Source organism: Rossellomorea sp. FM04394, from assembly GCF_041889765.1.
Lineage (GTDB): Bacteria > Bacillota > Bacilli > Bacillales > Bacillaceae_B > Rossellomorea > Rossellomorea aquimaris_B.
The window spans coordinates 457,288-483,805 of sequence record NZ_CP168654.1; the positions used below are offsets into that span (position 1 = coordinate 457,288).

Genomic DNA, 26,518 nt, shown 5'->3' on the forward strand with positions numbered 1-26,518 from the left:
GTAAGAACTGAGAAACCATATGAGAAAGACTATTTTGAATTTAGGTGAAACCTCTACGATGAAACAAGCAAAAGACATTGCCTTAAGAATTTCCATCACCTATGTGTTGTTAGGCGTTGTGTGGATTATATTGTCGGATTATTTTTCCATGATACTCGCTCATGAGAAGCTTAGCATGTATATATATTTTCAACGCTACAAAGGCTGGTTATTTACACTTGTAACAGGTATCATTATTTTTCTATTGGTATACCGGAGGACACATGAATTAATCCTCTCAAATGAAAAGTTAAAAAAGAAAGAGAAGCAGCTCCAAATAAGGAATCAGCATTATCATTCCTTATTTGAACAAAATCCGGACGCGGTATTAGAGCTGACCCTGGACGGGAATGTGGTGTCTGTGAACTCTGAAGCAGAGGGACTGCTTGAATCCACCCATGAAGAGTTGAAAGAAGTGAAATTCAGCAAATTTTTGGATGAAGGTGAGATGAAACGAGTAAGGGAGTACTTCTTCGAAACATTCAATGGCTGGTCATCAACGTTTGAAACGACCATTCATTTAGCTAATAACAAACAGAAGATCCTGCGATGTTCACTCGTCCCGATTATTATTAATCGAAAAGTGACAGGAATGTTTGCCATTGCAAGGGATATTACTCTTCATCGTGAAAATGAAGAAATGGTGGTCGCTTCCGAAAAGCTTTCTGTCATCGGACAGCTTGCGGCTGCCGTAGCACATGAAATCCGCAATCCCCTAACATCTTTGAAAGGGTTCATTCAGCTTATGCAAACAAGCAATAGAATCAACCATGATCATTTGGACATTATGCTTTCTGAAGTGGATCGGATTGACCTGATTTCAGGTGAGATGCTGATACTTGGTAAACAGCAGGAAGTCCATTTCCGTCACGAAAAGCTGGATGACATCCTTAGACAAGTGCTGGTACTAATGGAAGCCCAGGCCCATCTTGATAATGTATCCATTTATTATGAAAACAAGGCGGAAAATCCTTTATATGTGTTAGGTGAAGGAAATCAGCTTAAACAGGTGTTCATAAATATTATTAAAAATGCAGTTGAATCCATACCTGACTATAAGGATGGGATCGTTTCGATTACATTGGAAGATCGAGTCTCGGCTGCCCGTGTAATCGTGACGGATAATGGGGTCGGCATGGATCCGGAAAGAATCGGACACCTTGGAGAACCATTCTATTCAACGAAAGAAAAAGGAACGGGTCTGGGACTGGCCGTCTGTCAAAAAATCATTGAACGACATAAAGGACATATTCACTTTCAAAGTGAAATAGAAAAAGGAACTGCAGTGGAAATCAGCCTGCCAATCGTAGAAGAAGAGATACCGGCTGCCACTGCGGATTAAGAAAGGACTAAAAGCATGAACTCAATTTCAACCATTATCAAGACACCGTCAATTCAGAAGAACTGGGAAGAATCCGGCTTCACTTCATTAACCCCTGTACAGGAGCGTGTAGTACCCCTCATCATGGAAGGGAAAGATGTTGTTTGTGAATCACCGACGGGTACAGGGAAGACGCTTGCGTATCTTCTTCCGATCATCCAAGCCGTTGATTCATCAAGAAAACAGGCTCAAGCTGTGATTCTTGCTCCATCAAGAGAGCTTGTTATGCAAATCCACCAGGAAATCCAGAAATGGGCGAAGGGTACCGACGTCACGAGTGCGGCGTTCATTGGGGGAGCGAATATCAAGAAGCAAGTAGAGAAACTGAAAAAAAAGCCGCATATCGTAGTGGGTACAACGGGTCGCTTGATCGAACTGATGAAACTGAAGAAGCTGAAGATGCATGAAGTGAAAACCATCGTCGTCGATGAGTTCGACTTAATGATTTCATCAGAACATATCCGTGAAGTGAAGGATATCATTAAAGCAACGTTAAAAGAACGTCAGGTTCTATTCTTCTCTGCGACGTTGTCAGACGAAACCGAGCACGTAGCGGAATCCCTATTGCAAAACCATGAAATCGTGAAAATGGAAGCGAACCTTGATAATCCAAAAGTAAATCATGTGTATGTATACAGTGAGCTGAGAGACAAAATGGAAGCTCTAAGAAGCATCGCCTACTTCAAAGGAATCAAGGCCCTTGTATTTTTTAATCAACTTGAAAAGCTCTCTGAAATAGAAGAAAAGCTGAAGTATAAAGGAGTCGAGCTGGAAGTATTGGCAGGGGAATCAAACAAGATGGAGCGTAAGCAATCTTTGGATCGCTTCCGGTCAGGAAAAGTGTCCATGCTTCTGACAACAGATGTCGCAGCACGTGGACTTGATATCACAGACGTCACACATGTTGTCCATTACGACTTCCCAAGCGATACAAAACAATATATCCACCGCTCAGGGAGAACCGGACGCATGGGAGCGGAAGGAACCGTCATCTGCCTCGTCTCGAAACGCGAACTGAGCTTCCTTGAAAAACTAAGCAAAGAACTCAATCTTCCATTCCAAGAAAAAACCATCCGGGGCGGGGGACTGCAAGCACCGGAACAAAAATAATACGAATCTGTAGAGGTCCGTTCCTCAGGTATGAGGGACGGACCTCTGTTTTTTTGAGACGATTTCACGATTTATGATCCTGAATTCAAATATATGAAGCTTTTGTCGAATATAATAGATTTCTATCTCTCCATCCATCAATCCAACCCTACTTTTCAAACACAACCTCCCCGTCCATCACTGTCATCCATACATCGGTCTCCAGGATTTCCTCGGCTTCCACTTCAAATAGATTGCGGTCCAAAACGACTAAATCCGCTTTCTTTCCAATTTCGATCGTCCCTAAATCATGCTCTCTGAAGTTTCCATAGGCAGGGGATTTCGTATAATGAATCAATGCATGTGCTAATGATATTTTTTCATGAGGATTCCAGCCGCTTGGTGGAGTTCCGTCCTCATGCTTTCTGGTAACCGCCCGGTAAAGACCAAGCATGGGATTCAAATCCACAATCGGGAAGTCCGTGCCAAAGGCCACAAGCGCTTTATGATTATGCAAGGATCCGATCGGCCATGTGAATCGTGACCGGTCACTACCCAATCTATCTAAGTAAGCATGGGTATCCATGGACCCTGATGTCAGGTGTTCAGGCTGGATGGATGCAATGACCCCTAAGTTCGCAAACCGATGGAAGTCACTTGGATCGCATACTTCAATATGCTCGATGGTATGACGTGAATCCCGCACCCCGTTAACACGCCGGGCATGCTCATACAAATCCAGTCCCAACCTGACCGCAGCGTCTCCACATGCGTGAAGGCGAATCCGGAATCCTTCCCGGTCAGCATCTTCAATCCATTTTTGGTATACATGAGGTTCATAAATAGTGCCGCCCAAATTAGAAGGACGATCCGAGTATGGTTGAAGTAAAAAGCCGGTATAGGTGAGGGGAACACCATCCAGAAACTGCTTCAAACCCGAGAATTGAAGCTTATCGGATTGAAACTTTTCCCTGAATCGGATACCACGCTCAAGATCCCCATCCAACACATCCAAAAAATGAATCCTGGTCGTCAGCTTTCCTTTTTCCTCAAAGCCTCTGTAAAAAGCAGGATCCCCTAAAGTATATCCGGGAAGAGGAAGCATATCAGAAACAGAGGTTATACCGCAGGATGCAGTCTTTGCCAGCATCCCGTCCATCAGCCTGGTTTTCACTTTCTCATCAAAGGAAAAGGCTTCAATGACATATTGAACAGCCGTTTCGTACAAGAAACCGGTCGGCTCCCCATGCTCGTCTTTTTCAATCTTTCCAAAAGGGGGTTCAGGAGTATCCCGTTGAATCCCCAATTTCTTAAGGGCAGCTGTATTCAGCCATGCACTATGAGCTTCTTCATTCAGAAGCACAACGGGTCGGTGGGGAAAGTACTGATCCAAAGAGTGACGGGAAGGAAGAATCTGCCCTGGCCAGCGTACGTGATGCCAGCCGAACCCAAGAATCCATTCTTCATCTGGATGATCCTTTGCATACTCCGCAACCATTTTTGCCGTCGCTTCTTCTGAATGGCCGAATGTCAGCTGACAGAACCCCTCGAACATCGCCCCTAAAAACAAATGAAGATGAAAGTCATGAAAACCTGCCATCACCAGGCGGTTTCCGACATCCCATGTATCTGTCGACGGTCCAGTAAAACTTACCATCTCGGAACGGGGACCGACTCCAACAATCGTATCATCCCGAACAGCCACGAACCCGTCAAAGGGAGACATAGCCGTTCCGGTAAATATGGCTTCACTAACTATGATTTTGTGAGCTTTATGTTGCATCTTCGCCTCTCCAATCCTTTTCAACATGTTAAATCGATTGTAACCAGAATAAGGAAAGAATACAAACCAACGCTTCTCATTACGAATATAAGATTTTATCAAAAATTCTATTTTCAAGAAGGCATTAAAAAATACAATGTTGAATAGTTAAGGAGAACAAGAAGAAAAGGAGAATGATTATGCTGACAAGAACCTTCCCGGTACTTGAAACAGAAAGATTCCGATTAAGACAGATGGAAGAAGGGGATGCCCCCCAGATATTTGATTACTTTTCAAAAGATGAAGTCACACGATATTATGACTTGGAATCCTTTCAAGAAGAAAAACAAGCCGTTGAGATCATCGATAGATGGAGCGAGAGGTTTCAGGTGAATGAAGGGATCAGATGGGGGATTGCTTTAAAAGAAACAAACGAAATCATCGGAAGCTGCGGTTTTCATCAGTGGGAAAAAGAACACTTTAAAGCCGAGATCGGATTTGAAATCCATCCAACGTATTGGAAAAAAGGGGTTATGAGCGAGGTGTTGAAACCGATCCTGCAGTACGGGTTTGAAGAAATGTCTCTGAATAGAATAGAAGCTTATTATGATCCGTCAAACACGGCTTCAAAGAAATGTCTTGAAAAAGCAGGATTTACGTTTGAAGGAGTCTTAAGAAGAGCGGCATTTGAAAAAGGCGTCTTTTGTGATGCAGCCGTTTGTTCACTGTTAAGAGAAGAGTTTTAAACAAATTTAAGACGCTGCTTATGCCTATATCACATAAACAGCGCCTTAACTTAAGTAAACCTTATTCAATTAACTTTACTATCCTTTCTTACTAATACACATACTTAACATTCATTTAAATTAATGGTCTTGCATGTATTATTTAGTTTATTTTCTCTTGCCGCTGATTTTCCCACACGCCCACATGTTACGAAGATAGTTTTCACGGGCTATCTTCTTGCGTACCATGATGTTAGCATGCTTCGCTTACACTCTTCATTGGAATCATCTCCTGAAATAAGATTGCGCATTCCCACATATCCACACATCTTGAAATCAGTTTTCACGGGCCGATCTCAAAAGCGAGATGTGATGCTGACATGCTTTGCTAGCTTACTTCATTGGAATCACGCCTTCCTTTAAAGTTTGTGTTTGTTAATCATTTATTAATTATATATTAACAAATTCTAAAATTAATGCAAATGTTCAGAATAATCAATATAATGAGATTTGGGCTGTTTTTTACGATGAAATAGTGGGTTATCTTACTTTATCTCAATTTTTCTTATTTTTTCAAAATGTTATGTTCCCCCTTGGTTATGTATAGCTTATGAAAAAGAAAATATCTCAAAAAGTTGACCGTTCCTTTCCGCTCCAGGCACTTTCTTTCCGCGGGGAGGAAGTCGAGCCTCCTCGGGCTACGCCCTGTGGGGTCTCGACTTTTCCTCTATTTCCCGCAGGAGTAAAGTGCCTTCCGCTCCAATCCACTCTGTGCGTAAACAGAGCTTGAAAAGGAAATAGTTTGAAACAAGGTCAAGTAAAAGCGAATTGTTCATTTTTACATTAAGATAATTGCAGAAATCCGCCATCACTTTCTCTTAAACAAAAATTTTTCTGACATGAAAAATAGAGTCATTAATATAATCTTCTATTAAGATAATTCCTCTCGAGATCCATTTCCCTATTCACAAGCAGTTCCATTTCTTCTAGATGGTGTGTTTCCACGACGGGGTCAAGGTGGGACCAGTGAACTTTATTGACGAAGTAATAGTTTCTGATCTTTCTGAGGATGACAAGGGAGTGGGGGAAGTGATCAAATTCTGCTTTTATGCTGTTGAAACGGGTAAAGCCCCATTTTGTTAGATTCATGTTTTATCACCTAATGTTCTATTACCTTTTCTTTCAATATGTTAATCCCTTGGGAGCATATCCGATTTAAACAAACGTTTGATTAGTTCTTCAAAACATTTATTCTACTAGGGTTCAAGGGATTAAACAATCGTTTAACAGTATTTTCATATCTATTAGTCTATCCCTATCATCCTGAGATTGTCATTGCTATTTTTGAAGGGCTCTTGTTATGATGAGAAGGTTATGAATCGTAAAGGAAAGCTAGGAGAATGAGCTTTGAATAAAGTATTGAAGAACTATTCTATTTACCCATATGAAGCGGAAAAGAAGGAAATCCCGGTAGCGCCACTCCATAAAGGGGAAACGACGAAACAGCTGATATCCTCTCATGAAGAGGATTCTTTTTTCTTTCGGACAATGGAGGAAGCCGGCATTCATTTGAATGCTTCTCAGATAGATGCTGTGCGCCATGTGAAGGGACCGTGCTTAACCTTGGCCGGTGCCGGGACTGGAAAGACGACGGTTCTCGTATGCCGGGCAGGCTACCTGATGTCAGTGAAAAATATTCAGCCGAGGAATATTTTACTTGTGACATTTACAAAGAAAGCAGCGGAAGAAATGAAGCAGAGGATTTCAAGTCTGCCGGGGACAGAAGCCTTCGGACAGGTGCATGCCAGTACGTTCCACGCTCTGTTTCTTTATTTATTGAGATCCCGTCATTATACACAAGAAGTGATCGGGAACGAACGCTATAAACAAATTATCTTGAAGCAAATTCAGAGAGAAATGAATATATATGACCCTTATGATGCGGAGACTCTCCTTGCAAAACTCTCTCATTATAAGCTGAATCAAAAGGATATCAGGGATCTTCCGCAGAAATCCAAGTCAGAAAAAGAAGTGCGTGACATTCTCTTAAAATATGAAGAGTGGAAGCGGATGAATCATAAAATGGATTTCGATGATATTTTGACAGAGGCATATCAATTATTACTTTCGAACCCTAACCTCCTGACCTCCCTTCAGCATCGTTTTCAGTACGTGATGGTAGATGAATTCCAGGATACGAATCTTGTACAATATGAGCTTATCAAGTTGATTGCGGCTCATCGGAATTTGTTCGTAGTAGGGGATGATGACCAGACGATTTACACCTTTAACGGCGCAAGAAACGAATTCATTTTGGATTTTGATGAAGAGTTCCCCGACGCAAAGGTTGTAACATTGAAGGAGAACTACCGATCTGATGCCTATATTATAGGACTCGGGAATGAAGTGATTGGACGAAATGATCACCGCAGGAAAAAAGAGCTGATTGCCACGAAAATAGAAGGACAAAAACCGCTTTATTCAAGACCGGCAACTGCTGATGAAGAGGCTGTCTGGATCACAGAAGAAATTCACAGGTTAGTAGAAGAAGGCTATACATATGGGGATATGACGATTCTTCACCGCACGATGAGCAGCGGGCGGGCAGTCTTTGAGCAGCTGCTATTAAAGGAGATTCCGTTCACGCCTTATAATCAGAAAGATTCCCTCTTCTATGAAAACTGGACGGTGAAACCTGTGGTGGATTACTTGCGTTTATCGATTGTTCCAAGGAATTTTTCAGCCATGGAATCCCTGCTGCCGACTTTATTTATAAGAAGGGACCGGGGGATGGCTCATATTCTGGAGGAAGATCGTAAAGAGAGAAAGAAATATCCTCTCATCCATTTAACGACATTATCAGGATTAAAGCCGTTCCAGGTAAAGAATATTAAAGAACGGATGAAGTTTCTAAAGTCGATCGGAGACCAGTCACCTGAAACTGCGATCAAACGGATCAGGAAAGAGTTCTATCATCAATACATCGATGCCCAGGAATCACATGTGGTAACAGAACAGAAGGAACTCATTAAAGAAATGCTGGACGAGCTTGAAGGGTCGGCGAAGCGTTTTGATTCGATTTCGAGTTTTATTACTTTTATTGATGATATGAAAGCAAAGTATGAGGAAATTTATACAAATCAAAGTCAAAAGAAGAATACGAACAGCGTTTCTCTCATGACGATCCATCGTTCTAAAGGTTTGGAATTTCCCGTCGTGTTTTTAATCGGAGCCATTGAAGGGAACCTTCCTCATAGCTCGGCCCTGAATGCCAATAAGCTTGAAGATAAGGTATACAAAAATCCGAATCAAAAAGAAAAGGCCCTGGGTGCAGTAGAGGAAGAAAGGCGGCTCGCGTATGTAGCCATAACGAGGGCAAAAGAAAAATTGTTTATTTCTTCTCCTGCCTATTATCAAGGTGAACAGCGGAAATGCTCGCGTTTTATTGCCGACTTATTTACGAATACTCCCCACACGGATCAGACTAAGACAAATAAAAAGGCGAGGAGCGGGAAGGTGAGTAAAATCCTGGCCTGGGTTTGCACAAATACCAAGTGCATTGCCTGGCAGAGACCGGAAACCCATGAAGATACGGAATCCAAAGTTTGTCCCCTATGCTCAAGTCCAATGAAGCTTGGCGAAAAGGAAATCACTGAATAAAAAAAGCTCGGGCGTCCTGGTAGACAGGACGCCCGGGCTTTTTGCTTTGCTGACTGTAAAGATATCAACCGTTATAAAGATTTATCGACTTTTAAGGGAAGATATCCACCTTTATTAGAGTTTATCAACCGTTCTTTCATTTTATCAACCGTATTTTCAAGATACCGACTGTTCTGCAAAAAATGACAAAATTCGCTATCGGTTATGAAGGCCCAAACCATCATTGTGAAAAATGATCATGATCATGAGAGTCGATCTTTTTCGAATCATTTGAATCCAAAGCTTGTCTTAAGAAATAAATAAGAATGCCCAAAACCATCCCAAGCATTACGACTAAACCCAAAGTGATTGTAATTCCCATTGTGCCGCCTCCTTTTTTAAATCAGCTATGGTCCAATTTTCATCATTTTAAACATCTATATCGTTAGTCTATGAACAGGAGGAGGTATTATATGCGATTTAATCTCACTTATAGGCAGAATCCATTCAGTAAAAAGGAACTATTTTCTAAATACGCTCTAAAATTTAGAACATATGTTCTATTTTTGTGTTAAAATAAATGTACGGTGTACATAGCTGGGTGGGCAAGAGGCAGCTCCCTGAAGATGGGAGGTGATGAGCAGGAATGATCGAAACGGCAGACGTACTACAATTGATGATTGCCTTTGGTACATTAACAGTAGCAATAATCGCAGTCACGCAACAAAAAAAGAAGTAACCCACCCACTATGACAACTGCAAGGGAAAGGTTACTTCTATCTTATTAAAGGATAAATTGCTCACGGCAATGTATACTGTCAGAGTTCTGGTGGCAGCCAGGACTCTGTATCAATGAATGAACTTCTCTCTTTTATTATACAAAAAGCAACGAAAATCTGTAAAGAAATCTTCTTATTTTCGATCGATTAAAATGGCTCGAACGGGAGAGCCATCGCCTTCTTGAAGAGGGAGAGGAAGAGCCACCAATTCGTACAGGCCAGGCTCGACATCGTTAAGGAGAATCCCTTCCAATATCCCGATGTCATTTTCATGCAATGAATGATGGGCTACCAGATCCTTACATTCCAAGGGATCAACAGAAGGAAGGTCCACTCCTATCAGATCAATGCCCTTCTCCTTCAAAAAGGGGGAAAGTTCTTTCGTGATGGGAGGGATGCTGTCAGGAAACTGATCCGGGCTCTTCCAGGCATTGGTCTTAAAAAGAACCTTCTTAATTCCTGAAAAGTCGATACCTTTCATTTGTTCAGGGCTTATTTCTGCCGCATCCTCCACCGATACAACGATGGCGGGTCCCACAAACCTCTCTAATGGCAGGTCCAATATTCTCTTTCCATCACTGTCAAAGTGGAAGGGAGCATCGACGTGTGTTCCAGTATGGGAACTCATGGTAAGCTGACCGACATTAACGGATCCGGTTTCTTCTTTCGTCCAATTCAATGAGAAAGAAAAGGGAGTGTCCCCTGGCCAAACAGGAGTATCATTGTGCAATGGGCGTGAAATATCAATGATTTTCAAGCGGTCTCATCCTTTCCATACTAAAGAAGTTATGCTACAACATTCCGCGTATTTTCAAACTGCTTATATTCTTCATTTTCCATGATCGTCTTCAGGATCTGAATCGTTTCCCATACATCCCCGAATGAAGAGTACAGGGCCACAGGAGCCAGGCGAATCACATTTGGTGATCTGAAATCAGGTGTAACCTTGTTCACCTTCAGGGCTTTACAAATTCTTGCGGCTTCCTCATGCTTTAAACTGATATGGCCACCTCTCTTATCATCTTCAAGTGGATTGCAGAGTGTAAATCCATATTGGGAAAGCTCTTGTTGAAATAAATCCATCATAAATCGGGTAAGAGAAAGGGATTTTCTTCTCAGATTCTCAATGCCGGCTTCTTCAAATAACTCCAGGGAGCCAAGTAAAGGAGCGCTGCTTAATATATGCGGTGTCCCGATTTGGAAGGCACCTGCAGAATCTGCATGGGTCAATGTATGATCCATATCAAACTGCTTATCCTTACGGGAACTGAACCAGCCGGAAAGGCCAGGTTTTTTCCCTTTATGCCTGTTATGAACAAATAATCCACCAACACCACCAGGACCGCTATTTAAATATTTGTAATTGCACCACATGGCAAAGTCCACTCCGTCATCATGCAATTGATGAGGTAGAGCTCCAATGGAATGGGCTAAATCGAATCCTATCACAATGCCACGCTTATGGGCTTCGTCAGTCAATCGTTTTATATCCAAAAGCTGCCCGCTTCGATAAAGAACGGACGGCAATAGAATAAGGGCGATATCATCGGTCATGTTTTTAATGATGTCTTCTTCCCGCAGTGTATATCCGTCCTGGCTTTTTACTTGGATCAAATGCTCCTCAGGTGAGTAGTCTTTTAACTCCAACTGACTTTGGATCGCGTAAATATCCGAAGGAAAAGTCAATTCATCTGCTAAGATTTTGGTGCGTTTTCCATCAGGTTTATAGAATGTGGCAAGTAATTGGTGAAGGTTGGTCGTAATGGATCCTGTCACAATCACTTCTTCTATTTTGGCTCCCACTAAAGGGGATGTCATTTCGCCAAGCTTCTCAGAATAATAGAACCAGGGCTCCTGGCCATCCATCCAGCCATCGATCCCATGTTCCTTCCAATCTTCCAATGATGTGAGTAACGACTTCTCAGCCCGTTTAGATAATAAGCCTAAGGAGTTCCCATCCATATAATAGTGATTTTTCTTTATGTAAAATTCATTGCGGAAATGTGCCAATGAGTCCTGCCTGTCCATTTCCTTAGCATGCTCTACCGTCAATTTTTCTCCATGTGTCATCCCTATCCCACCTTAAACAGTCTTACCAAAATGATAATTGAAATGGTTTGAATAGTAAAATAATTGTTGGGTCTGTCAGAGTATAAAGTTTTTTTGTAGGTTCTATTCATCTAAATCTGTGGTTTTACGTCAATAAAATTGCTATGAGTCCTGTCAACCAGAGTGTGCTGGATGGTGAGGGGAACTGCTCCGCTTGCAGCTAGCGTACGGCCGAGCCTCCTCAGCTTAGCCGAACGGGGTCTCGGCACGCCCGTTCTTCCGCAGGAGTCTGCGCAGTTCCCCTCACCATCTATAAAAGTTTCTAATAACAGAGTTTAAAAGTGGTAAAAAAACAATTTAATTACTAGTAATTAACAAAAAAGAAATAGATAAGTGATTTCCTCAAATTTTTTGGTTTTATTTAGCTATAATGAAAACTCATGCTTAGAAAGTTGATTGGAGCGGAAGGGGCTCGACTTCCTCCCCGCGGAAAGCGAGCACCTGGAGCGGAAATCAACTACTGCTCTCTTGAATAAAAGGAATCAATTTCTTACTAAATGAGGTTAGTAAAATATTTATTTTTGAATAATTTATTCAAAAATGTATAAAAAGTCAAAAAACTTTGATATAAATGAATTAATATAAAAATCATCAGGATAATTATTCAATATTGAATAGTTTAATAATTTCAAGACTTGCAAAGGGGATGCTGTCTTTGACTGTAAAGAAAAAAAGTTGGAATGAGAATGAAGCGATCCTTCACTCACTGCAAGATGATATTTTAGTTACCAATACAGATGGGATTATCTTGAAAGTGAGTGACGCCACCGGGGACATTTATAACGTGAACTCGGAAGAAATGGTAGGGAAGTCCGTCTATGATCTGGAAAAAGAAGGCGTTTTTTCTCCGATATTAACTCCGATCGTTCTAAAAGAAAAGAAAAAAATAACGTTGGTCCAGACGAGTAAAGAAGGCAAGAAACTGCTTGTTACAGGGATCCCGGTATTCGATGAAACTGGTGAACTAGTGAGAATCGTAAGCTATTCCCATGATGTAACGGAATTATTGAATATGAAAAAGTACTTAACAGAAATGGAAGATGAGATGGAAAGGGTGAAAAGTGAGCTTGAAATCTTAAGAAGCCGTCATTATTATTCAGAAGGGATCATTGCTACAAGTAATGAGATGAAAAAGGTGTTACAGGTGGCCCTGCAAGTAGCAGAAGTCGATGTGAACGTCCTGCTCCTGGGGGAATCAGGTGTCGGCAAGTCCCATATCGCGAAATTCATACATAACAAAAGTCAACGAAAAGGCGGCCCGTTCATTGAGGTCAATTGTGGAGCGATACCAGACTCTTTGTTTGAAGCAGAGTTCTTTGGGTATGAACCCGGGTCATTCACTGGGGCTGACCGCAAAGGGAAAGTAGGATTAGCGGAACTCGCTGAAGGCGGCACCCTATTTTTAGATGAAATAGGGGAACTATCTCTATCGAACCAGGTCAAAATCCTAAAGTTCATTCAGGAGAAACAATTTTATCGCGTGGGCGGTACGAAACAAAGGAAGGTTGACTTCCGGGTTCTGGCAGCTACAAACAAGGATTTAGAGGCTGCTGTAGAGGAAAAAGAGTTCAGGAGGGATTTATATTTCCGTTTGAATGTGGTCCCTATTACGATTCCTCCATTAAGAGAGAGAACATCAGACATCATTACGATGATCGAATACTTTGTAAATCATTTTTGTAAAAAATATCAGCGCCAAAGAGAGCTGGATGAAGGAGTAGTTCACCAGTTGTTGATTCAAGATTGGAAAGGGAATGTCAGAGAGTTGATGAATTTAATTGAAAGACTGATCGTGACATCTTCCAAGCCATTAATTGAAATGGAGAATTTGCCTGGCCCTTACATAAAGCATATGGGTGAAATTCCAGGCTTTGAGCACAATGGTCAATCGTTAAAAGACATTCTTGAAACAGTCGAAGAACAAGTATTAAAAAATGCGAGGAAGAAGCACAATACTACTACTCAAATGGCCCAGGAACTGGGAATCAGTCAACCTTCAATAGTCAGAAAACTTAAAAAATACAAAATAAAATAAACTATTGGCATGAAACTTGCAAGTAATAATGTGAAAAGAACTGAAAGGTGGAGAAGGGGGATATTAATAGACTCATAAGTGATTCTCGAATGGTTAGGGGTTATGGATAAATTATAAAGGGGTGTTTGACAATGGAAGTCGGAAAACAAAATGTTAGTCAATTAGAAACCCGGTCCACAAAGGAAGCGATGAAGTTTATCATTCCGTCCTTATTGGGTGTATTGTTGTTCTTGGTGCCTGTTACGTATGAAGGGAATATGACAATCGGGGTAGGGATATTTGCTTCTTATTTTCAAGGGATGCTGGAAGGTGTACTGCCTTTATTCATGACAGTGGTTTTTGGTGTATCAGCTCTTATGGCTATTTATACAAAGGTTTTTAAACCTCAGTGGATTGTCAATCAATCATTTTTAAAAGGACTATTCGACGTAGGATACTTCTGGATCGCTGTTCGTGTCCTCGGTGCGATATTTGCGGTGATGACGGTAAATGGAAGTGGTCCCGAGTGGATTATTTCTGACTTTACAGGAGGAACCGTATTGTATTCGTTAGTTCCTGTCTTAGCCACTTGGTTTTTATTTGCTGGCTTATTGATGCCATTGCTTTTAGATTTTGGATTGATGGATTTCTTCGGTACCCTGCTGCAGAAGATCATGAAGCCGCTTTTCCAATTGCCGGGAAGATCCTCCATCGATGCCCTTGCATCCTGGATGGGGAGTGGTACCGTAGGCGTATTGATCACAACGAAACAATTTGAAGAGGGTTACTACACAAAGCGGGAAGCGGCAGTCATTGCGACAAACTTTTCTGTTGCTTCAATCGCTTTCAGTCTTGTGATTGTCAGCTTCATCGGATTGGAATCAATGTTTGTTCAACTGTATGGGACAGTGGTTATTGCAGGGATAGCAGCTGCGGTCATATGTCCGCGTATCCCGCCCCTTTCCCGAAAGAAGGATACCTATTATGAGCCGGTTGGCATGCAAATATCTGAAACGGTTCCTGAAAATGTATCCCGTTTTCAATGGGGCTTTGAAAAAGCAGTAGAAAAAGCTTCAGAAGTGAAGAGTGTCGGAGAGGTAACGAAAAAAGGATTCCAGAACGTCCTGGATATCTGGTTTGGTCTTATTCCTTTAGTCATGGCCCTTGGAACGATTGCTTTAGTTGTAGCGGAATATACACCTGTGTTTGATGTATTGGCTTATCCGATTGTGCCACTATTAGAGCTTTTGCAAATTCCACAGGCCGCAGACGCAGCTCCTGCCATGATCGTTGGTTTTGCAGACATGTTTTTACCTGCTGTAGTAGGGAGCGGAATTGAGAGTGAGTTAACAAGGTTCGTCATTGCCGCCATGTCTTTGACTCAATTAATCTACATGTCCGAGATTGGTATTCTACTAATCAAATCCAAGATTCCGATCAGCTTTTTAGATTTATTCATCATTTTTATCCAGCGTACGATTATCACGTTACCAATCGTCGCGTTATTGGCTCATTTCTTCTTTATGTAAGACTCATTTCGTTAAGTTTGTTTGTTGTTATTTTAGAGAAGAAAGTAATGGTTGATTTCCGCTCCAATCAGCTTTCTTAGCATGTATCCTTAATAGAAATCTTAATAGAAATCAATAAAAAACAAATTTGTCAGTCACATATATGGAGGTTACTAGAATGGAACGAACGTTTGAACAGCTTATTCAAAATATGCCTAATCGCCTGGCACCCAGTATGGCAAAGGATCACCCGAACTTACCGGTATTAAAAGAAGAGGGGTGCTATTACTACGGGTTGGACGGAAAGAAATATCTTGATTTCACCTCTGGAATTGCCGTAACGAATGTTGGACATCGTCATCCGAAAATTGTACAAGCGATTAAAGATGCAGCAGATGGGCTTATGCACGGTCCTTCAGGTGTGATCATGTATGAATCGATCCTTCGATTGGCTGATGAGCTTGCGGAGATTCTTCCAGGAGATTTAGATAGCTTCTTCTTTGCCAATAGTGGTACTGAAGCGATTGAGGGGGCGATCAAACTTGCGAAATATGTAACGAAACGCCCTTATGTCGTTTCCTTTACCGGTTGTTTTCACGGACGTTCTCTTGGTGCATTAAGTGTCACGACTTCTAAGAGTAAGTATCGAAAGTTCATGCAGCCATCAGGCCTGACGTATCAGGTTCCATATGCGAACGAACGGGAGTGTCCAGAGGGGTATGACTCGGTCGGGTATGTTGTTGAGAAGCTTGAAAAGGATTTCGAAACTCTCTTTAATCATCAGGTTACTCCAGAAGAAGTAGCATGTGTCATCCTGGAACCTGTCCTTGGTGAAGGTGGGTACATCGTTCCTCCGAAAGCATGGCTCAAAAAAGTAAGGGAGATTTGTGATCGTCACGATATTTTACTGATTTTCGATGAAGTCCAAACAGGCTTTGGACGTACGGGAAATTGGTTCGCCGCTCAAACCTTTGATGTAACACCGGATATCATGGCGATTGCAAAAGGGATTGCCTCGGGGCTTCCCCTGAGCGCAACAGTTGCATCGAATAAGCTCATGAAACAATGGCCTCTTGGAAGTCATGGGACGACGTTTGGTGGAAACCCCATTGCATGTTCCGTTGGACTTGCTACATTGGAAGTCATGAAGGAAGAGAATCTTCTAGATAATACGAAAACAATGGGGGCTTATGCTGTATCAAGGCTGGAACTACTGAAGGAAAAACATCACGTAATCGGCAGCATTCGATCAGTCGGATTGATGATTGGCATTGAAATCGTTCATCCTCAAACTGGAAAACCAAATAAGGAAGGCTTAATGGATATTCTTGACCGGGCCCTGGATAAAGGCGTCTTATTCTATTTGTGCGGAAATCATAGTGAAGTGATCCGTATGATTCCGCCACTTACTGTAACGAAAGAACAAATTGATGATGGACTGCGGATGCTCGATCAAGCGTTAACGGAATACGAAGAATCGTTAATGAGCCATCTTGAATAAATTCCCATAGCATAAGAAAAGGTTGATCAGTTTCACACTGATCAACCTTTTTTATAATCTTTTAACCGAAATAGCCTTCCTCATTTTCCGGAGTGCATCCTGACCTTCGATTTCCCTTCTCATCATCAGGTTTACATAGAGAGCATCAATTAACGTTAATTGCGCAATACGGGAAGAGAGGGCCTCGGAGCGATAGTCGGTTTCTTCGGACACGGTGAAAAGTGATGTATCGACTCTTTGGCTCAATGGTGATTTTGCAAAATTGGTGATGCAGATTGTCTTTGCCCCGGTTTCTTTGACAATGTCCAGAACCTGGAGGATATCTTTCGTTGAACCTGAGTGGGAAATGAATACAGCACAATCATCACTCGTCATTTGGGAAGCGGTCATCAACTGGATATGACTGTCGCTCGCAGCATGCACACGTAAGCCGGTTCGAATGAACTTATGATAGGCGTCAAGTGCGATGACGCCTGATCCGCCACTACCGAAAAATTCGATTGAGCGTGCATTGATCATAATATCTACAGCTTTTAATAGTTTCTTTTCATCAACAACCATTAAGGTGTCTTCGATGGTTTTGATGTTCGAACGGAATACTTTTGTAGCAATCGTTTGAGCCGTGTCTCCTTCATCGATGCGCTCGTGTATGTCCTTAAGTCCCGTCACAATTTCCGAAGCAAGAGCGATTTTCATCGCTTGATATCCTTTAAAGCCGATTCGTTTGCAAAAGCGGAAGACAGTGGAGTCCGCGACCCCTAAATCTTCTGCTAAACCATTAATGGTTGAATGAATGATCTCGGTTGGGTTTTCAAGTATATAGTCGGCAATTTTCTTCTCAGTCACGCTAAACTGAGGATAGTGTGAGCGTATACTCGCTAAACAATGCTGATGTTGACTCATAGACATCACTCCTGTAAGGGTTTACATAGTTTTATTATACAAGAATAATAGAAAAATAAAAATAATTTCTGTAAACGGTTGCAAAAAGAAAAATATTTTTTATAATAGAGTTAGATAGAAAATAATTTTCCTTAGATATCTGGAACTGCGAAATGGAATTCCAATGTTGAATTCGGCAGATTTGAGAGTAGAAGTTACATAGAGTGAATTGTAAACGTTTTACTTTCCCGATTATTCAGGACCAACCGTTATAAAAAATCTGACAGCCAAGCTGTCGTCATGAAAGAAAGGTAGGGATAGAGATGTCTGATCAAATGCTTATTTTAGTGGCGTTAGCCGGAATTTTTCTTCTGTTATTTTTAGTTATCAAGACAAAGCTTCATGCTTTTGTTGCCCTATTATTAGTGAGTTTGATTGTGGGGATCGCCGCTGGGATGCCGCTTCAGGAAGTAGTTACCTCCATTCAGAATGGAATGGGCGGGACCCTTGGGTTCGTCGCTGTCGTTGTTGGTTTAGGTGCAATGTTTGGTCGTATGCTTGAGGTTTCAGGAGGAGCGGAGCGATTAGCTCAAACCCTGATTAATAAATTTGGTGAAGATAAAGCGCAGTGGTCGTTAGGTATTACAGGTTTCTTAGTAGCCATTCCGGTATTCTTCGATGTAGGATTCATCATTCTCGTACCGATCGTATACGGATTGGCAAAGAAAACTGGAAAGTCGCTATTATACTATGGGATTCCTTTACTTGCGGGACTTGCTGTAACGCACAGCTTCATTCCGCCAACTCCAGGACCGATTGCTGTTGCGGATTTAATAGGAGCGGATCTTGGCTGGGTTATCTTATTTGGTACTCTTGCAGGTATTCCATCCATGATCATCGCTGGTCCACTTTTTGCAAAATTCATTTCGAAACGGATTCATGCAGTGGTTCCGGATTATATGCAGGTGGAAGAGATCGAGTACGATAAAGAGCTTCCAAGCTTTGCGATGATTGCGTCACTTATCTCGATTCCTTTAGTGTTGATTTTATTGAATACGCTTTCGGGTGTTCTATTAGATGAAGGAAATACCATTCGTTCAATCTTAACGTTCCTGGGTCATCCGTTCGTGGCGTTAACGATTGCGACTCTATTGACATTTACATTATTAGGGACGAGACGTGGATATTCCCGTCAGGACGTTCAGGATATTGCGACAAAAGCACTTGAGCCGGCTGGGATCATCATCCTTGTTACAGGTGCAGGTGGAGTGTTCAAGCAAGTTCTGATCGACTCAGGTGTCGGTGAAGTACTTGGTGAAATGATGGCTGGTTCAAGCTTGCCTCCGATTGCTCTTGCATTCTTAATTGCCATGGTCGTTCGTGTAGCACAAGGTTCAGCAACTGTATCCATGGTCACGGCAGCAGGATTAATGAGTCCATTGATTTCCACTCTTGGCTTGGAAGGACCGGTCCTTGGATTAATGGTCATTTCCATTGCTGCAGGAGCAACTGTCTTCTCTCATGTAAATGACAGCGGATTCTGGCTAGTAAACCGTTATTTTGGATTAGATGTGAAAGATACGTTAAAATCATGGACAATGATGGAAACGCTCATCGGTTTTGTAGGATTTACCGTAGTATTCATTATAGGGATATTCATCGGATAAAATAGGATAGAATAATAGTGGAAGAGGGAAGAGCCATGTCGCTTCTTCCTTTTCTCTATTTGTTTAGGAGGAACGAAAATGTCAGAATTCATGATTGGTGTCGATATCGGGACAACCAGTACAAAAGCGGTACTTTTTAATGAAAAGGGAGAAGCGATCGATCGTCATGGGGTCGAATATCCATTACATACACCAGCACCGGGAACCGCCGAACAGGATCCCGAAGAAATCTTCCGTGCCGTCATCAGTTGTATAAAGGAAGTGACCTCGAAAACAAGTGAGAAAATCTCCTTTGTGTCGTTCAGCTCCGCTATGCATAGCTTGATCCTGGTGGATGAGAAGGACCAGCCTCTGACTCCTTCCATTACTTGGGCTGATAACCGGAGTGCCGAATGGGCGGATAAGATAAAAAAAGAAATGAATGGTTTGGAGATTTATCGCAGAACAGGGACTCCTATTCACCCGATGTCCCCACTTGTAAAGCTTGCCTGGCTGCAGCATGAAGAACCGGAATTGTTTTCCAATGCAGCTAAGTTCATTTCCATTAAAGAATTTGTGTTTCACCGCTTTTTCGGAAAATATGTTGTGGACTATTCAATCGCATCTGCAACAGGTATGTTCCATCTGGAAAACCTGGCTTGGGATGAAGAAGCATTGAAGGTGGCAGGTGTCACCAAGGATCAACTTTCGGTTCCTGTCTCAACAACTGAAAGCTTAGTTGGATTGAAATCTGAGTATACGGATATGATGGGCTTATCAGCCGACACACCGTTTGTTGTCGGAGCAAGTGACGGAGTCTTATCAAATCTTGGCGTCAATGCCATTGAACCGGGTGTCGTAGCCGTTACGATCGGAACGAGTGGTGCGATCCGTGCTGTAACGGACCGTCCGGTAACGGATCCGAAAGGACGTATTTTCTGTTATGCCTTGACGGATAATCATTGGGTGATTGGCGGGCCTGTCAATAACGGTGGCATGATTTTCCGTTGGGTGCGGGACGAACTGGCTTCTGCAGAGGTGGAAGTGGCGAGCCGGTTAGGGAAAGATCCTTATGAAGTCCTTACGGATATTGCTTCTAAAGTAGAACCGGGCTCGGAGGGTTTACTCTTCCATCCTTATATGGCCGGGGAGAGAGCGCCTCTTTGGAACGCAAAAGCACGCGGGTCTTTCTTCGGACTTGGCATGCATCACAAAAAAGAGCATATGATCCGTGCAGTGTTAGAAGGAATTGTCATGAATTTATACAGCGTTCTTCTGGCGCTGGAAGAATTAATCGGAACACCGAAAAGAGTCCAGGCGACAGGTGGATTTGCCCGCTCGGAAATTTGGCGTCAAATGCTCGCTGATGTATTTGATCAGGAAGTGGAAGTGCCGGAAAGCTTCGAAAGCTCATGTCTTGGGGCGGTTGTCCTTGGGATGTATGGTAACGGGATGATTGACTCACTGGAAGAAGTGAGTGAAATGGTCGGTTCTGTACATTCCCATCAACCAGATCCGAAAGCAACGGAAGCATATACGAAACTGATGCCTATCTTTATTCGCGTTCCACGTTTGCTGGAAGGAGAATATGAAGCGATAAGTGCATACCAGGAAGGGAGCTGACTCATCTGAGTCGGCTTTCTTTAGGTGAGTGTGGCAAGGAATCTACTTAGCCAAAAATAGTTATTTTCATGTATAATAGAAACGAAAATACCTTTTAAGAGTGAAAGTATCTATAGATAAATGTGAAAGAGAGTGAAACAATATGGGACGTAAGTGGAATAATATTAAAGAAAAGAAAGCGTCTAAGGATGCGAATACGAGTCGTATTTATGCGAAGTTCGGTCGTGAGATTTATGTTGCGGCAAAGCAAGGCGAGCCGGATCCCGAACTGAACCAAACGCTGAAATTTGTTCTTGAACGTGCAAAAACATACAGCGTACCGAAGCATATCGTTGACCGTGCCATTGAAAAGGCAAAGGGTGGTTCAGAAGAAAACTATGACGAACTTCGCTATGAAGGCTTTGGACCGAATGGTTCCATGGTCATTGTGGATGCCCTGACGAACAATGTAAACCGAACTGCATCCGAAGTGCGTGCTGCCTTCGGCAAAAATGGCGGTAACATGGGTGTAAGTGGATCGGTTGCGTATATGTTCGATGCCACAGCCGTTATCGGTATTGAAGGGAAATCAGAAGAAGAAGTAATGGAGATCCTGATGGAAGCGGATGTAGACGCCCGTGATATCATCGAAGAAGATGATGCTGTGATCGTTTATGCTGAACCAGATCAATTCCATGCGGTTCAAGAAGCGTTTAAAGGTGCAGGTGTCACTGAATTTACAGTAGCGGAACTGACAATGCTTGCGCAGAATGATGTCGAACTTCCAGAAGACGGTCAAGCTCAATTCGAAAAAATGATTGATGCGATCGAAGATTTGGAAGATGTTCAGCAGGTTTATCATAATGTTGATTTAGGTGAATAACCGTTGATAAAGTCCCTTGACGCTTTATGTGTCTGGGGCTTTTTTTCATTGTAGGAGATACTAAATTGGTGATAGAAAACTTCAGATAATCTCGGCAAAGATGGTAAAACTACTTATACCATATTGTTAGAGGTGATCCAATGAAGAATATTAAGCTTTTTTTTTCGGTGATAATGCTCCTTCTTTACATGAGTACGGGTTCAATCGGAAGCGCTCATCCGAATCAGGAAAATTCCGAAGTAGATTTAAGTGATGTGAAGTTTGTTCAGTCAGAAACGATACCTGATCCCTTGCTGGAGGATGCGTTTAGTAAAGCCTTTAATGTGGATCCGGATAAGGAAAACATTCAATATTACTATAACCATATCGATTTGAATGATGATCAACAGCCTGAAACATTTGTTTATTTAGTCGGTTTCCCTGTGTGTGGAAGCGGGGGATGCAGCGGTGCACTATTCACAAAGGATAATGATAAATATGAGCTTCTCACAACGTTTTCATTAGTCAGGTCGCCCATCATCATCCAAAATGATAAGACAAACAAATGGAAAAATATCATCATGTATGTTTCTGGAGGAGGAATGAAAGGGAGCTATAAGCTATTACGCTTCGATGGCCATACATATCCTTCTAATCCTTCAGTGCAACCGGATGTTCAATCAGGGAGAATCAGCGGTCTGGGGATTATCAACAATGACATTTCAAAGAAAGAAGGCATCCCTTTTTAACATCTTTAAAACAGGGCATATTCCCTATATGGGAGTATGCCTTGTTATTTGTCGCGAAAGGTCGTATTACCACTTTATTTGTCGAAAAGATTGAAAATTCAGCAAAATACTTCATTCTCCCTATCTGCTTTGTTATGCTAAAGAGGAATCTGACTAAAACGTGAAAAGGGAGAGGGAATTATGGGACTAGATCAACTCGAATTACAGCAAGCAGAACAGAGCGTGAAGGACAAGACCAAACCCTATCTAACGGCATTGATCGGCTGGAGCCTGCCGGCAATCGAAGCGTGTACGAAGCTAAATAGGCCTTTCGTCGTTGTTGGCCCGCCTGATTTTGAGGCATATGCAGAAAAACATGATATTGCCTTTATCGGCTGGGACTTCGATCGGTTAAATGAAGGTTCAGATCATCTTTATAAGCAGTTGAAGGCAATGGGTGCAGAAGTGGCTGTTCCTTTGTATGAAGAGTGTGTGGAGTGGTCCGGGGCATTGAACTCCCGTTTCCGAAATGAACCGCGCGTCTTCAACCGTTCTCTTCTATTAAGAGATAAAGGGATGATGAAGCGTAAAGCGCAAATTGCCGGAATCAAAGTGGGTGTATTCGAAGAAGCACGGGATAAGGAAGATGTAAGGCGCTTCTTGAAACGTGTGAATGAAGCCCTCCTGAAAGTGGAAGGAGATAAGAACGATCCGATTCACGTAAAACCACTTGATAAAGCAGGGTCTGTCGGACACCGTGCCATTGAGAATCCTGAAGATATCGATGCTCTCACCGAGTCTGAGTTCCCGCTTCTGATGGAAAGTCATTTAGACGGACAGGAATTCTCGTGTGAAGCGTTCATTCATAACGGAAAGATCCAATTTTTAAATATAACGGAGTATGTGCGACTAGGCTACTCCAATTTCGTACCTGCATCCCCGACCCTTGAGGAAAAGCGTCCGATCATCCGTGAGGCGATTCAACAGCTCATTGATGCGTTTGAGATTGAATACGGTGTTATTCATCCGGAATATTTCATTACGTCCGATGGTACTCTTCATTTTGGTGAAGTCGCAGCCAGGGTTCCCGGCGGACATATCTTTGATTTGATCGAGCGGGCTTATGGATTTAATGCTTATCAAGCTCAAATCCTTTGCAGTGATCCCAATACAACGGAAGAAGAGCTTAGAGAGTTCTTCCCTTCTACAGGTGAAAAGGCAAAAGCCCATGCAGGTTGTTTAATGGTCCATCCTCATGTTAATTATGTTGAGAAGCTGGAGGTGCCCGATGAACTGGAGAACCATGCCTATTTTGAAAAACATGATATGTTCAGTCCTGCCCAAGGGAAAGTAGCTCAGCGAATCGGCTTCGGTAATCATTACGGAACGATCTTCTTCTACGGGGAAGACAGTGAAATCATGAGGGGTCTATTAAAGGAATACGAACAGTTTAACTTCTATATCTAATTCTTTCATCCACTGGTATTTTAATCGATAAAGGAGTTTTGAAATGGCATTTGAATTAACGTCCAAGCTGGAAGATCGATTTCTGCAAGCGCTTAATGAACTGGAGAGCGCAGCTTCATTTGCGAAATCAATGTATCAAACAGACGTCTATCAGGAAGCGCAAAGGCTATTGGATACGGATGAAGGACTGGGGATTCTATATCGGAGCGCAAGTCGCTTTGAAAAGGCCGGGGTCTTCCAGGACGGTCCTTGGGAAAAAGCGTCCAAGCTGCAGCCGCCTCTTGTGGCCGGGTCACTTCAAGCGAAGGGGCTTCCTTCAATCATTGAGATTCTTAGTGAGTTAAGAATGCTAGCCATTGCAGAGGGTCAATATGAACATCCCGATGTTTCGACTGAAATGGCGGAGGATTTCCTCAATGAAGTAATGGTTCTCAATCTGAACCTGCTTTTCCCTGAAGCAACAGAAGCAGCACGGATCGAAGGTGGAGAGCAGAGTGAAAGAGCAACGGAGTTATTTCGATTTCTATCTGATAAGCTTTCCTATCAAGCACTTACGACTACACTGATTAAAGAAATTGAACGGTTGACCGCACAACGTCCGATTATGGTGAAGCGGACAGTGTCGATGATTGAAACAGCGAAAAAGATGCTCCATTCAGACTTAAGCGCAGCGGAACGACTTGTTTTAGAAAAGTATGTGTCTGCTATTGAAGGTCCGTCCCTCTTGAGTAAAAGCATTGTCCAACCGGGTGAATACCGTAAGAAGCTTATGGATTTGTCCAAGGAAGAACTGGAGAAGGAAGCTGTAGCGTTTGCCAGGTCCATGCGTGAAACGGGGCTTGTTGCCCCCCAGCATGCGATTCTGCTTAGGTTCCTGAGCAGAAAGTTTCGAGAGCTTGTTCCGGCTGCCCTTCAGTTAAATGACAAAGGAAAAGCAAACCTGGATGAACATGCGGAACTCGTATTCCAGCTCATAAAAGTGGCAATCTATCCAGCAACAAAACAGTCGGTTTATGGACTCGCTCTTATGCTTGAACGGGGGGTATTATCATCATCTCCCGTATCCCCGGGACTTAAAAGGCTGATTGAGCTTGATATTCGACCGGAAGTACGGAAGACGCTCCTTAATTCTTGTAAAGCAGGAGACGGGATCACAGCCAATTCTGTCCTTCTTGCCGGTGTCATAAATGTCCTCGGTCAACCGATCGGGATCGGCCAAGGCCTGAATCCGACCTGTCAAACAGCGAGGGGAATCAGCCTCTGGGCCCAGCATGCCCCGGGATACTTACTTGAACTGATCCCACGGGCGGCGAGGGATGGAGATATCGATATAATGTTTGAAGGTACACCGGTCCATTCGAAAGAATTAAGTGGGGGGCTTGCGCCTGACCTTCATCAAGAGCTTGACCCAGTGTCGCTTGTTCTCGTTCCTCATCTTGATCGCATATATAGTGAGATGATGAGACGTGTATCGCTTAGAGGGGAAGATGGACACCGCTGGGTGAATCCCGAGTTTTATGGTGACTGGGTTCAAAAAGGGTTTAGCACAGTCATCGATTCATTAACGGGCCTCATCACGGACTATCCGGGATTTGTCCGCCTGTTCTATGCCACTCACCACCCTGAGTACAATGATGACTACGGATTGATCTATCCGAATCCGGTGGGGATATTCATCACTAATGTTCATGGAAAGCTTCTTGGCTTCCATGCTGTTTCTATCTTAAGAATCACGCAAGATCCCAAGGGAGAATATCGTATTTATTTCTATAATCCGAATAATGATGGCTCTCAGAACTGGGGTCAGGGTATCGAACCTTCCGTCATGGAAAACGGGGAACTGGAAGGGGAATGCTCTCTTCCGTTTCACGAGTTTGTTTCCCGCCTTTACGCTTTCCACTACAATCCTTATGAACAGGGAGATGCTTTTGCGGTGGAAAATGAAATTGTCGATGAAATCAAAGACCTTGCCCGGGATAGCTGGGGAAGGGATTATACGTGGGTTTGATTTAAATATATGGCGTTAAGCACTGTCAGTGCTTAACGTTTTTTTGTTGCTCAATGCAAGCCTCATTTTTCGCGTGCGGGGCATGATTATGTGTTCAGAAGCCATACTAAATATTGGAGGTGGAATAGATGAGAGATCATAAGAAACCTGAAGAGTTACGTATGGACACGCCACTAAACCCGGAATTCACTTTGAATAATGAGGTTCGCAACCCCAGTCAAGTGTATGTTCCAGGAGAGTCTGTAGAGGAACACCATGCAGTAGAGGAAGGGAACGGGTTCTTTGCAGAAAAGGAAATCGGACAATCGAATGAAAATGGGTAGGAGATGATATAAGGATGAGTAGGAAAGAATTTCCCGTAGCGCACCTGTCTGAAGATACCTTGAATAAAGTAAGAAACATGGAAACTGAGCTTCGCCAGCAAACGGACGAGGATATTATTCTCATCGCTTATAAGAATGGAGGTGAAACGATTGAAGAAGGAGGAAGATAGAATGAGTAAAGGAAATAATGACATGCCCGATTTCAAACAGTTAAATGATCGTGTCATCGCAGAGGAACCGAAAGGACCGTTTCTCGCAATTAAAACAAATATGGATACGGCAGGTGTCAAAGATAATCCGTATGCGTCTGAAAATGCAGCTCCAGAACAAGATGAGAAATTACAGCAGTTTTTTGAAGATGAAGAGTTATAGGTGATATGGGAACAAATAACTGCAAAGAAGTGTCAGTCAAATGATTGGCACTTTTTTTGATTGTGTATTTTTTAAATAGATA

At 42.6% G+C, this 26,518-nt stretch carries 23 protein-coding genes; 17 read left to right on the forward strand and 6 right to left on the reverse strand.

Annotated elements, in window-relative coordinates; genetic code table 11:
• Positions 1–19: 19 nt before the first annotated feature.
• Both ACCB35_RS02380 and ACCB35_RS02385 read left to right on the forward strand, forming a co-directional pair.
• Complete coding sequence (locus tag ACCB35_RS02380) at positions 20–1,381, forward strand: ATP-binding protein (protein ID WP_374055580.1); 1,362 nt, start codon at positions 20–22, stop codon at positions 1,379–1,381.
• 15 nt (positions 1,382–1,396) lie between these two features.
• Entirely contained in the window at positions 1,397–2,530 is a 1,134-nt protein-coding gene (locus ACCB35_RS02385) for a DEAD/DEAH box helicase (RefSeq protein ID WP_374055581.1), read from the forward strand.
• A 148-nt stretch (positions 2,531–2,678) separates the two neighbouring features.
• Here the strand turns inward: ACCB35_RS02385 and ACCB35_RS02390 are convergent, their stop codons facing one another.
• Complete coding sequence (locus ACCB35_RS02390; protein ID WP_374055582.1) at positions 2,679–4,292, reverse strand: amidohydrolase; 1,614 nt, start codon at positions 4,290–4,292, stop codon at positions 2,679–2,681.
• A gap of 179 nt (positions 4,293–4,471) precedes the next feature.
• Between ACCB35_RS02390 and ACCB35_RS02395 the strand changes: the two genes are divergently transcribed.
• Positions 4,472–5,017: a GNAT family N-acetyltransferase gene (locus ACCB35_RS02395; RefSeq protein WP_374055583.1), complete on the forward strand. Its 546-nt coding sequence runs from the start codon at positions 4,472–4,474 to the stop codon at positions 5,015–5,017.
• An 894-nt stretch (positions 5,018–5,911) separates the two neighbouring features.
• Here the strand turns inward: ACCB35_RS02395 and ACCB35_RS02400 are convergent.
• Entirely contained in the window at positions 5,912–6,145 is a 234-nt protein-coding gene (locus ACCB35_RS02400) for a hypothetical protein (protein ID WP_374055584.1), read from the reverse strand.
• A 258-nt stretch (positions 6,146–6,403) separates the two neighbouring features.
• On the opposite strand from ACCB35_RS02400, the gene ACCB35_RS02405 reads away from it, so the two are divergent.
• Complete coding sequence (locus ACCB35_RS02405) at positions 6,404–8,656, forward strand: UvrD-helicase domain-containing protein (RefSeq protein WP_374055585.1); 2,253 nt, start codon at positions 6,404–6,406, stop codon at positions 8,654–8,656.
• 220 nt (positions 8,657–8,876) lie between these two features.
• On the opposite strand, the gene ACCB35_RS02410 is transcribed toward ACCB35_RS02405, so the two are convergent.
• On the reverse strand, positions 8,877–9,017 hold the full coding sequence (locus ACCB35_RS02410) for a hypothetical protein (protein ID WP_172655744.1): 141 nt from the start codon (positions 9,015–9,017) through the stop codon (positions 8,877–8,879).
• Between the two features lie 264 nt (positions 9,018–9,281).
• Here ACCB35_RS02410 and ACCB35_RS02415 point away from each other — a divergent pair, with 264 nt between their 5' ends.
• Positions 9,282–9,374 carry a putative holin-like toxin gene (locus ACCB35_RS02415; protein ID WP_220154057.1) on the forward strand — a complete coding sequence of 31 codons (93 nt, stop codon included), beginning with the start codon at positions 9,282–9,284 and terminating at the stop codon, positions 9,372–9,374.
• Positions 9,375–9,547: 173 nt separating this feature from the next.
• Here the strand turns inward: ACCB35_RS02415 and kynB are convergent, their stop codons facing one another.
• Positions 9,548–10,171 (reverse strand): arylformamidase, encoded by a 624-nt coding sequence (gene kynB / locus ACCB35_RS02420; protein ID WP_374055586.1) that lies wholly within the window; start codon positions 10,169–10,171, stop codon positions 9,548–9,550.
• 29 nt (positions 10,172–10,200) lie between these two features.
• Complete coding sequence (gene kynU / locus ACCB35_RS02425; protein ID WP_374055587.1) at positions 10,201–11,484, reverse strand: kynureninase; 1,284 nt, start codon at positions 11,482–11,484, stop codon at positions 10,201–10,203.
• 685 nt (positions 11,485–12,169) lie between these two features.
• Between kynU and ACCB35_RS02430 the strand changes: the two genes are divergently transcribed.
• The 3 genes from ACCB35_RS02430 to ACCB35_RS02440 all read left to right on the forward strand — a co-directional run bounded on the left by ACCB35_RS02430 (position 12,170) and on the right by ACCB35_RS02440 (position 16,546).
• Positions 12,170–13,558 carry a sigma-54 interaction domain-containing protein gene (locus ACCB35_RS02430; protein ID WP_374056931.1) on the forward strand — a complete coding sequence of 463 codons (1,389 nt, stop codon included), beginning with the start codon at positions 12,170–12,172 and terminating at the stop codon, positions 13,556–13,558.
• Between the two features lie 131 nt (positions 13,559–13,689).
• A complete protein-coding gene (locus ACCB35_RS02435; protein WP_044339147.1) occupies positions 13,690–15,066 on the forward strand; it encodes a YjiH family protein in 1,377 nt (458 codons plus the stop codon).
• A gap of 157 nt (positions 15,067–15,223) precedes the next feature.
• Positions 15,224–16,546 (forward strand): aspartate aminotransferase family protein, encoded by a 1,323-nt coding sequence (locus ACCB35_RS02440; RefSeq protein WP_374055588.1) that lies wholly within the window; start codon positions 15,224–15,226, stop codon positions 16,544–16,546.
• Positions 16,547–16,597: 51 nt separating this feature from the next.
• Here the strand turns inward: ACCB35_RS02440 and ACCB35_RS02445 are convergent, their stop codons facing one another.
• A complete protein-coding gene (locus ACCB35_RS02445; RefSeq protein WP_044339149.1) occupies positions 16,598–17,449 on the reverse strand; it encodes a MurR/RpiR family transcriptional regulator in 852 nt (283 codons plus the stop codon).
• Positions 17,450–17,751: 302 nt separating this feature from the next.
• On the opposite strand from ACCB35_RS02445, the gene ACCB35_RS02450 reads away from it, so the two are divergent.
• From ACCB35_RS02450 to ACCB35_RS02490, 9 genes are all read left to right on the forward strand, one after another.
• Positions 17,752–19,095: a GntP family permease gene (locus tag ACCB35_RS02450; protein WP_299741452.1), complete on the forward strand. Its 1,344-nt coding sequence runs from the start codon at positions 17,752–17,754 to the stop codon at positions 19,093–19,095.
• A 90-nt stretch (positions 19,096–19,185) separates the two neighbouring features.
• On the forward strand, positions 19,186–20,697 hold the full coding sequence (gene gntK, locus ACCB35_RS02455; RefSeq protein ID WP_374056932.1) for a gluconokinase: 1,512 nt from the start codon (positions 19,186–19,188) through the stop codon (positions 20,695–20,697).
• A 142-nt stretch (positions 20,698–20,839) separates the two neighbouring features.
• Positions 20,840–21,559 (forward strand): YebC/PmpR family DNA-binding transcriptional regulator, encoded by a 720-nt coding sequence (locus ACCB35_RS02460; protein WP_044339151.1) that lies wholly within the window; start codon positions 20,840–20,842, stop codon positions 21,557–21,559.
• Positions 21,560–21,699: 140 nt separating this feature from the next.
• Positions 21,700–22,287, forward strand: a complete 588-nt coding sequence (locus ACCB35_RS02465; protein ID WP_374055589.1) for a hypothetical protein — start codon at positions 21,700–21,702, stop codon at positions 22,285–22,287.
• Positions 22,288–22,467: 180 nt separating this feature from the next.
• Positions 22,468–23,733, forward strand: coding sequence for an acetyl-CoA carboxylase biotin carboxylase subunit family protein (locus tag ACCB35_RS02470; RefSeq protein WP_374055590.1), 1,266 nt, complete (start codon positions 22,468–22,470; stop codon positions 23,731–23,733).
• A gap of 43 nt (positions 23,734–23,776) precedes the next feature.
• Positions 23,777–25,741 (forward strand): hypothetical protein, encoded by a 1,965-nt coding sequence (locus tag ACCB35_RS02475; protein ID WP_374055591.1) that lies wholly within the window; start codon positions 23,777–23,779, stop codon positions 25,739–25,741.
• Between the two features lie 128 nt (positions 25,742–25,869).
• Positions 25,870–26,064: a hypothetical protein gene (locus tag ACCB35_RS02480; RefSeq protein ID WP_374055592.1), complete on the forward strand. Its 195-nt coding sequence runs from the start codon at positions 25,870–25,872 to the stop codon at positions 26,062–26,064.
• A 14-nt stretch (positions 26,065–26,078) separates the two neighbouring features.
• On the forward strand, positions 26,079–26,234 hold the full coding sequence (locus ACCB35_RS02485; RefSeq protein ID WP_374055593.1) for a hypothetical protein: 156 nt from the start codon (positions 26,079–26,081) through the stop codon (positions 26,232–26,234).
• Between the two features lies 1 nt (position 26,235).
• Positions 26,236–26,436 (forward strand): hypothetical protein, encoded by a 201-nt coding sequence (locus ACCB35_RS02490; RefSeq protein WP_374055594.1) that lies wholly within the window; start codon positions 26,236–26,238, stop codon positions 26,434–26,436.
• The last annotated feature ends 82 nt before the right edge of the window (positions 26,437–26,518 follow it).